8 protein-coding genes and 1 pseudogene are annotated in these 8,619 nt (G+C 63.9%); 6 read left to right on the top strand and 3 right to left on the bottom strand.

Translation table 11 applies throughout. From position 1 onward, the window contains the following. Positions 1–198 precede the first annotated feature (198 nt). Together NKJ26_RS32765 and NKJ26_RS32760 are read left to right on the top strand one after the other, a co-directional pair. Positions 199–1,383 (top strand): MFS transporter, encoded by a 1,185-nt coding sequence (locus NKJ26_RS32765; RefSeq protein ID WP_352699955.1) that lies wholly within the window; start codon positions 199–201, stop codon positions 1,381–1,383. A 165-nt stretch (positions 1,384–1,548) separates the two neighbouring features. Continuing rightward, positions 1,549–1,680 (top strand): annotated as a pseudogene (locus NKJ26_RS32760) (MerR family transcriptional regulator); the annotation flags it as partial. A 275-nt stretch (positions 1,681–1,955) separates the two neighbouring features. On the opposite strand, the gene NKJ26_RS32755 reads toward NKJ26_RS32760, so the two are convergent. Continuing rightward, a complete protein-coding gene (locus NKJ26_RS32755) occupies positions 1,956–2,672 on the bottom strand; it encodes a DNA helicase (RefSeq protein WP_352699953.1) in 717 nt (238 codons plus the stop codon). 384 nt (positions 2,673–3,056) lie between these two features. On the opposite strand from NKJ26_RS32755, the gene NKJ26_RS32750 reads away from it, so the two are divergent. Continuing rightward, entirely contained in the window at positions 3,057–4,058 is a 1,002-nt protein-coding gene (locus tag NKJ26_RS32750; RefSeq protein WP_352699952.1) for a hypothetical protein, read from the top strand. A gap of 25 nt (positions 4,059–4,083) precedes the next feature. Here the strand turns inward: NKJ26_RS32750 and NKJ26_RS32745 are convergent, their stop codons facing one another. After that, complete coding sequence (locus tag NKJ26_RS32745; protein WP_352699950.1) at positions 4,084–4,875, bottom strand: alpha/beta fold hydrolase; 792 nt, start codon at positions 4,873–4,875, stop codon at positions 4,084–4,086. A gap of 101 nt (positions 4,876–4,976) precedes the next feature. Here NKJ26_RS32745 and NKJ26_RS32740 point away from each other — a divergent pair, with 101 nt between their 5' ends. Beyond that, positions 4,977–5,903 (top strand): LysR family transcriptional regulator, encoded by a 927-nt coding sequence (locus NKJ26_RS32740; protein ID WP_352699948.1) that lies wholly within the window; start codon positions 4,977–4,979, stop codon positions 5,901–5,903. 455 nt (positions 5,904–6,358) lie between these two features. On the opposite strand, the gene NKJ26_RS32735 is transcribed toward NKJ26_RS32740, so the two are convergent. Continuing rightward, positions 6,359–6,808 (bottom strand): GatB/YqeY domain-containing protein, encoded by a 450-nt coding sequence (locus NKJ26_RS32735; RefSeq protein ID WP_352699946.1) that lies wholly within the window; start codon positions 6,806–6,808, stop codon positions 6,359–6,361. 277 nt (positions 6,809–7,085) lie between these two features. On the opposite strand from NKJ26_RS32735, the gene carA reads away from it, so the two are divergent. Then, entirely contained in the window at positions 7,086–8,291 is a 1,206-nt protein-coding gene (gene carA / locus NKJ26_RS32730) for a glutamine-hydrolyzing carbamoyl-phosphate synthase small subunit (protein WP_352606903.1), read from the top strand. Between the two features lie 43 nt (positions 8,292–8,334). Continuing rightward, the gene (locus NKJ26_RS32725; RefSeq protein ID WP_352699944.1) at positions 8,335–8,463 is read left to right on the top strand and encodes a hypothetical protein; all 129 of its coding nucleotides are present in this window, start codon (positions 8,335–8,337) and stop codon (positions 8,461–8,463) included. Positions 8,464–8,619: the final 156 nt, after the last annotated feature.

Raw genomic sequence — 8,619 nt, 5'->3', positions numbered from 1 at the left:
TTGGGGGGGGGTTTAAAAACGGGTGGCTCCTTCCCAACACCCGTGCCCGGGGGTGTTTGGTGCCCCGCTACCGGCTAGGGTGTGGGGGTCGACCGCCTCGCACCCACACTCAAGAAAACCTAAACTCGCGACAAAAATTTCTGGATTGCCCGCTGAGCCCATCCGTGGTTTGAGGCCGTTCCAGCCAAGGCGTTTCCCATGTCGCTTCCGCTCATCGCCCTGTTCATCGCAGCCTTCGCTTTCGGCACCACCGAATTCGTCATCGCCGGCGTGCTGCCCCAGGTGGCGCAAGGGCTTGGCGTTTCGGTTCCCTCCGCCGGCTATCTCGTCTCCGGCTATGCCTGTGGCATCGCCATTGGCGGCCCGCTTCTGGCGCTCGCCACCAAATCGCTGTCGCGCAAGACCTTGCTGCTGGCCCTCGTCATCGCCTTCACCATCGGCCAGGCAGCCTGCGCGCTGGCGCCCGACTTCATCTCGATGCTGCTTCTGCGCATTGCCGTCGCCGTCGCGCACGGCGCCTATTTCGGCGTCGCCATGGTGGTGGCGGTCGGCTTTGTGCGCGAGGACCAGCGCGGCATGGCGGTCGCCGTCATCCTGTCCGGTCTCACCGTCTCCAATGTCATCGGCGTGCCGGCCGGCACCGCGATCGGCAACATCTGGGGTTGGCGCGCGACTTTCTGGGTGATGTGCGCGTTGGGCGTGGTGGCAACGCTTGCCATGGCGGCGTTGCTGCCGCGCGGCACCGGATCGTCGGCCAGGCCCGCCGGCTTTGCCCGCGAGGTTCGCGTGCTGGCGCGCCAGCAGGTCTGGACCTCGCTGATCCTGATGCTGATGCTGATGATCGGCCAGTTCGGCCTGTTCACCTACATCACCCCGACCCTGCTGGAGATCACCGGCCTTGACGAGGATTTGGTGCCTTGGGTGCTGCTGCTCAACGGCGTCGGCGCGACACTGGGCGTCTTCCTCGGCGGCAAGCTATCCGACTGGAAGCTGATGCCGTCGCTGATCACCATGCTTGCTTTGCAGGCGGTGACGCTCGCCGTCATCTACATCGTCAGCCCCTACCCCCTGCCCATGGTTGTCGCCATCGTCATCTGGGGCGGCCTCAACTTTGCCATCGGCACGCCGATCCAGACCCGCATCCTGGCCTGGACCGCCGACGCTTCCAACCTCGCTTCCTCGCTTATCCCGTCTGGCTTCAACGTCGGCATCGCGCTCGCCGCATCGCTGGGGGCTGCCATGCTCAACGCCGGCTACGGCTATCGCAGCCTGCCGCTGCTTGGCGCTTTTGCGATGGTGGCCGCCGTGGTCGTCGCGGTTGTCTCCCAGATCTGGGAAGTGCGCAGCAGCGCCACGCCGCCGCTGACGGCCGCCGCCGAATAGCGGATCTCAGTCGTCCTTCGTCTCCTTCAGCACATCGATAAAGGCGCGTAGCGCCGGCGGCACCAGCCGATGGCGCCGATATCGGCGAGGATCGCCGGCCACAGGCCCGTGATACCGGCAATGGTGGTGACCAGGAACACCGTCTTCAGGCCGAGTGCGACAGTGATCGCCCAGCTGAAACGGCTGGAGGCGGAACTCGAACGTATCGCCACGTGCTGCAACGGCAAGACGGTCGGCGACTGCTACGTCATCCGCGCCCTGTCCGACCACGCACTCTGTGGCGACGAGCACGGGTGAGGACGAGGCCCGAAGGCGCGACTACGCATTGAACGTTGCTCGGCCGGCGCCGCCCCTCATCCGCCTGTCCGTCGGCGCCTTTTTCTGCACCGCTGGTGATTGGCGAAATCCAAGCCAAGGCGCCCTTCTCCCCGTCACTATACGGGGAGAAGATGGCGGCAGCCAGATAAGGGGCAGCGCAGACGTTAAAAGCGAGACCGCCGCCCAACCTGCCGGATTGCCCGGCTTGGCGGTGATCTCGACATAGGGCCGACCGCCCTCTCCTCGTCCAACGCTCAAGCCTGTGCCGCCTGGAAGCGGATTTCGCCCTTGTTCAGGAAGCATGTCTTGTTGAACAGCGATAGATCCACCGGGTTGGGCAGGCGGACGTCGCCGATATCGGGCATCGGCTTTTTCGAGGGATCGTAGGTCCGGTCGATCTGCGAGATGAAAACCAGGATCACACCCGTCTCGCGCGCGAAAATCTTCAGCGTGCGAACCTGGTCCATCAATTCAGGGTTCTCCCGCCTCTGATCGAGTAATTGCAAATAGTCTACCACCGCCAGCGTGCCACGCGGCGCCGAGCCCAACGCCCTGATGATGTAACCCGCACTGATGGCATCCGAATTGTCGAATTCGAACAGCCCATCGAACCGTTGCGGCTCGACCCCGATGGCGCGAAATCGGTCGAGCATGTCCTGTTGCGTATATTCCAGTGTGAAGAACGCGCTACGATGGCCGGATTTCATCGCTTCGACCGCGAGTTCCAGGCTCATCAAGGTCTTGCCATGGCCCGGCCGGGCACCGACCAGAACCATGTCGCCGGGCAGCAACTGCGCAAACAATCTGCTGGCGGCGGTCGTTTCGGACAGCTTTGCCGCAAGCAGGCTCCAACTGGCGAAACCTTGCTGCACGGCGATGCGATCAAGCACCTGGTGGAGCGGGATTTTCCCGTCGCGGGACAACAGCCTGGCTTGACGCTTCAGATGGTAGACGGGCGCAGACAACCTCATCGCAAAACCTCCTGGTGCGAGCAGTTTGCGCAACCCCTCCTTATGCCTGGTGCTCGAACAGTCGGTTCGGTGATCGGATTGCCCCGCATGAACGAATGCTTTCCCAGTGGAGGGAGGAGGCGTGGGCGCGCCGGAATCAGATCATACTACAATCGCAGCGGACCGAAAATCGCGGATGTCCGCGGATGCGGAGATGTCCGCCGCAAGCCTTGAACCCGCATGTCGCCTTATGAACGTCTTGCGCCGGACCGAGTCCTCGCCCCTTCCTTGCAGTTCCGCTAAACAAGATGTGTTTCGCCGGTTGGCGCGAGGTCTTTTAGGATTGATTCCCGACGGCAACGCCGTAAGGAGTCACAAAGCGGCTTCGTCAGGAGAATTGATACCGTGCGGTTGAAATCTGTCCCTCTGGGTGTCGTCGCCGGCCTTCTTCTCGTCGTCATCGCCTTGACCGCGTCGGTCCGGTCCTTTGGCGCAATGCTGCCATCGGATATCCCGGCCTGGTTGCAGGCCCATGTCGGCGACAGCGACGGTCAGATATCGCAAGTAGTCCTTGAGCGGGCCCGCGCGCTCTACCTGAAGAAAGTGGCGCAAGGCGCGGTCAAGAATCCCTGCTACTTCGCCATGGATGCGACACGCCCCGGCGATCTGGGCAATGGCGTGCCGGGGCGCCGGTACTATGTCGTCTGCGAAGCCAGCCAGTCGTTCCGCGCGATTTCGTCAGGCCATGGCGGCGGCCGGAATCTCAAAGGCGTCGTTGATTTTTCGAACGGCAGACGGTGCGCGAAGAACTTCGGCAATGCCATGGATTCGGAACTCACCGCCGGCGGCGAATACATGACCGGCGAGGCGAAGACGTCGTTCAAGGGCTTCTACCGCATCGGCGCGAAACAGGATTCGGCTTTCCTGCGCACATTCATCCAGTTCGACGGCGAAGGCGAAGCCGCGAATGCAAGGCAGCGCGTGATCGGCGGCCACGCGGCCCAGGTGCTGCGCGGCATGTGCATGCGGAAAAACCCGAACAGCTCATACGCCGACCATGACGGTCTGGTGCCGTTCGGCAAGCTGGTGGATTACGCCGGCGGCCGCAGCAATGGCTGCACCAGCTGGTCGCCGGCCGACGCACGGCAGATCATCCCGATGGTGAAGGACAATCCGACGACGCTCTACATCTACCCTGAATCGCGCGATATCGCCGCCGTCGCGCAGAAGGCGGCGAAAGCTCATTCGCTGTCCGGCTCCAGCCTGTATTGGAACGCTTCCTGCCTGAAGGAAATCGGCGTTCCGAAATTCTGGCCGAAGAAAACCCTCGAGCCGATCATCGCCCAATACCGGAAGGATCACCCGGCACCGCCGCCGCAGCCAGTGCCGATCTGCAAGGAGCAGTGACAGGCGATCCTCATTGTGCCTCCGCTCAGCGCAGAAAGCCAAGCACCGCTTGTATGAACTCGGCGGGGTATTCGACATTCGACAGGTGAACGGAGGGCAGGACAACCAGCTTCGCGCCGGGCACGGTCGCCGCGATCAATTCGCCATGGCTGGCTGATGTCACCGTGTCGTGCCGGCCGGCGATCACCAGCGTCGGCCGGGAGATCAGCGCTATGGTGCGGCGAAGGTCCGCATCGCGAACCGCCGCGAACAGACCGGCCAGGCCGTGCCTGTCGACGGTCAGCAGCATGGCGCGGAATTCCTCGATGACGGGCTCGTTGGCCGCCACCATTTTCGCCGGGAACCAATTGGCCAGGAAGGTCTCGGCGGTTTCCGACATGTCCGGCGCCTGCTCTACGGCGGCAATCCGCTCGTCGAAATAGCTTGCCGGTCCCAGATGCGACGAGGTGTTGGTCAGGATCAGCCGGTCGATCCGCTCCGGCGCGTGGATGCCGAGCCACTGCCCGACGAAGCCGCCCAGCGACAGGCCGAGGAAATGCACGCGTCCAATGGCGAGCGCATCGAGCAGCTCGATCACGTCGCGGCCGAGCCGGTCGAGCGAATAGGCGCCGGCCGGAACGCTCGATCCGCCATGGCCGCGAAAATCGTAGCGCAAGACACGGAAATGCCTGGACAGCTCGCCGACCTGCCCATCCCACATATGCAGCGTGGTGGCGATGGAGTTCGATAGCATCAGCACCGGCTTGCCGGCATCGCCGTCGAGGCGGTAGGCAATGCGCGTGCCGTCGCCCGTGGTCACGAAACTCAGCTCATTCATGGTGAAGCTTCCTTCTGGAACGTTGAATGAGGCAGAGCGTAGCCGCGGCGCGTTTTTGTTGATATTACAAAGATACGACAATCTCTGTAGTAAAAGCTGACATGGCCGAATTCACCTTGCACGACCTGCAATGCTTCGATGCCGTGGTCCGCACCGGCGGCTTTCAACCCGCCGCGGCCACGCTGCATCGCTCGCACCCGGCGGTGTTCGCCGCCGTCGCGAAGCTGGAACGGCAGCTCGGCCTCGTTCTGCTGGATCGCAGCGGCTATCGCGTGCGCCCGACCGAGGCGGGACTATCCTTCCACCGCCGGGCGCATCAGCTGCTGCGCGAGTTGGAAGGCCTGCACGTGCATGCCGCCCAGCTGTCGATGGGCGAGGAAAGCGAGATCCATGTGGTGATTGGCGACCTCTGCCCGCGCCCGCAGGTGCTGGGGATGCTCGGGCGGTTCTTCGCCCAATGCCCAGGCACGCGCCTGCATCTGCATTTCGAGGCGGTAGGCGGCCCGTGGGAGCGCCTCTTCGACGGCGAAGCCGATCTGATCCTGCACTGGGTCGACAAGGGCGACGCGCGGGTGGAGTGGGTCGATTTGTGCAAGGTGCCGTTCATTCCCGTGGTGGCTCCGGGCTTTCTGCCCGAGCGCATCGAACAGCCCATCACCCTGGGCGGGATGCACGCATTCACTCAATGCGTCATGCGCGACACCGCCCGCCATTCGCCACGGCGGGACTACTTCATGGTCGAAGGCGCGCCGCAATGCATGGTGGCCGATCAGGGCATGAAGAAGGAGATCATCCTGCAAGGCCTCGGCTGGGGCCACTTGCCCCGCTTCCTGATCGAGGAAGAGCTGCGCGACGGGCGCCTGCACTCCATCGCCGGCCCACATATGCCGGGCCGCACCGACGAGCTGGTGGTCGCCCGCCGCCGCGATCGCCCGCACGGACCGATCGCGAACCGGCTGTGGGATCATATCCAGCAGGAAGCGCCTGCATTGCGCCGCGCGTTGGAACCCAAGACGCCGGCTTCGTAGACCACCAACCAGCCAGCCTGCTTGGCATGTCGTAAGCTTTCGACGTGCAACCCAAGCGTCGACATGCTGGACGCGAGTGGTGGCGCCGGTGGCGGAGGCCCCCTTGCTACATATTGCTACACGGCCGGACCGGCGATTTTGGCTTGTATGGCGCCATTTGGCGTCTGACCGGAACGTCGGCGAGCGAGGGTCGGATCGGCTTGATGGCAATAGTGTGTTGAGCGGCCGCGCGCCTAGCGAACAGCGCGGCCGACATTTCTGTGAGCAGCTTTCGGATTTCCAACGACGTCTCCTCCCAAAGACGCCTCCCGCGGGATCTTGATATCACTGTCCGCGACCGTTCGCATTCAACTTTGATAATGCATGCGCGAATGGTCGTGACACCTCGCAGAGTCAGGCTCCTTCCGGGAAACGAGTCAGACTTCTGAGCATCGCTACACGTGGTAGGAAAGGCCCTACTGCAGCAACCCCTTGACGATGCCGCTTGCCTTGCCGAAGTCCATCTGGCCGGCATATTTCTGCTTCAGCGCGGCGATCACCTTGCCCATGTCCTTCTGGTTGGCCGCACCCGTCGCCGCGATCGCTTCGCGCGCCGCCGCCGCGATGGCGGCGTCGTCCAGTTGGGTCGGCAGGAAATCGCGGATGATCTCCATCTCGCCGCGCTCCTGCGCGGCGAGTTCCGGCCGCTTGCCGTCCTCGAACGCCTTGGCGGACTCCTCGCGCTGCTTCACCATCTTGGCCAGGATCTGCAGGATCTCCTCGTCGCTGGCCGGCTCCTTGCCGGCGCCGCGATTGGCGATGTCGCGGTCGTGGATGGCGGCCTGGATCAGCCGCAATGTCGGCAGCCGGTGCTTGTCCTGAGCCTTCATCGCGCTCTTCAGGGATTCGGCGATTTTTCCGCGCATCGTGCATTCTCCTTCGGTCGGCGCGGACAATAGCGCCGGGGCCAAGCCAACGCAAACCCTGATGTTATGGCCCAAGCCCATGATATTGCTTGATGAAATAAATCGCGGCCGCATTTCGCATCGTCATTGACCGCTCTGCCCCCTTCCCCTATGTACTGGGCCTTGCATGAACTGAAGCTTGAGTGCGTGGAAGCCGCGAATTCGCCGCTTTGCGCCATTTGCTGCGCGGACGGCCCGCCGGGCCGGATGAAGCGCGCAGCCTGATAGGAGTGCCGCCATGGCCGAGATGACGCCCGCCTGGGCCACGCAAAAGCCGACCGCCCTTCTGGTGCTGGCCGACGGTACCGTCATCGAGGGTCGCGGCCTGGGCGCCACCGGCTCCGCCGTCGCCGAGGTGTGCTTCAACACCGCGCTCACCGGCTATCAGGAAATCCTCACCGACCCCTCCTATGCCGGCCAGATCGTCACCTTCACCTTCCCGCATATCGGCAATATCGGTACCAATGACGAGGACATCGAGGACCTCAATCCGGTCGCCCGTGCCGGCGCCGTCGGCGCCGTGTTCAAGGCCGACGTCACCAACCCATCCAACTACCGCGCCGCCGGCCACCTCGACCAGTGGCTGAAGAAGCGCGGCATTGTCGCTTTGTCGGGCATCGACACCCGCGCGCTGACCGCGCTGATCCGCGAAAAGGGCACGCCCAACGCCGTCATCGCGCATGCGCCGGACGGCGTGTTCGACCTCGACGACCTGAAGCAGCGCGCCGCCGCGTGGTCGGGGCTGGTCGGGCTCGATCTCGCCAAGGAAGTCACGTCAGGCCAATCCTCGGTCTGGCGCGAGACGCCATGGGTCTGGGACGAAGGCTTTGGCGAACAGGACCAGCCCTCCATGCATGTCGTCGCCATCGACTATGGCGTCAAGCGCAACATCCTGCGCCTGCTTGCGGGTCTTGGTGCCAAGGTAACCGTGGTTCCGGCCAAGACCGGCGCCGAGGAGATCCTCGCCATGCGTCCGGACGGCATCTTCCTCTCCAACGGCCCCGGCGATCCGGAAGCCACCGGCGACTATGCCGTGCCGGTCATCCAGGACCTGTTGAAGACAGACATTCCGGTGTTCGGCATCTGCCTCGGCCACCAGATGCTGGCCCTGGCGCTCGGCGGCAAGACCGCCAAGATGCATCAGGGCCATCACGGCGCCAACCATCCGGTCAAGGACCACACCACCGGCAAGGTCGAGATCGTCTCGATGAACCATGGCTTTGCCGTCGACGCCGACTCGCTGCCTGTCGGTGTCGAGGAGACCCATGTCTCGCTGTTCGACGGCTCGAATTGCGGCATCACCCTCACCGGCCGTCCGGTGTTCTCGGTCCAGCATCACCCCGAGGCGTCGCCCGGCCCGCAGGATTCGCACTATCTGTTCCGCCGCTTCGTCAACTTGATCCGCGAAAAGCGCGGCGAGGAATTGCTGGCGGAGCGGGCTTAGGAGGCGTCGCGCAATAGTGCCACGCGGTTTTAGGGGCGGCGACATGCGCAAAGAGATAGACGTCCATGTAGCGGAAGAAGCCCTCCAAGACGCCGCGGGTGCGGCGATCTACGATGAACGCAAGGCCGAGTTTCAAACCGAAAAAGCCCTGCCGCGACCTTATTTCGACTAGCTCCCTTCCTCTCCCTCCGGAGGGGGGAGAGGTGGCGCTGCGAAGCAGCGACGGAGTGGGGGAAGCCGGTCCTCGAAGGTACAGCCGCCGACAAGCGAGCACGCAGGTCGAGCCGGTCGCCCCCCCCCCCCGGCGGCGGAGCAGCCCCCCCAACCC

Origin of the sequence: Mesorhizobium sp. M0152 (assembly GCF_040322415.1) — a bacterium.
Taxonomy (GTDB): domain Bacteria; phylum Pseudomonadota; class Alphaproteobacteria; order Rhizobiales; family Rhizobiaceae; genus Mesorhizobium.
This window is presented reverse-complemented; position numbering and strand designations above follow the sequence as displayed.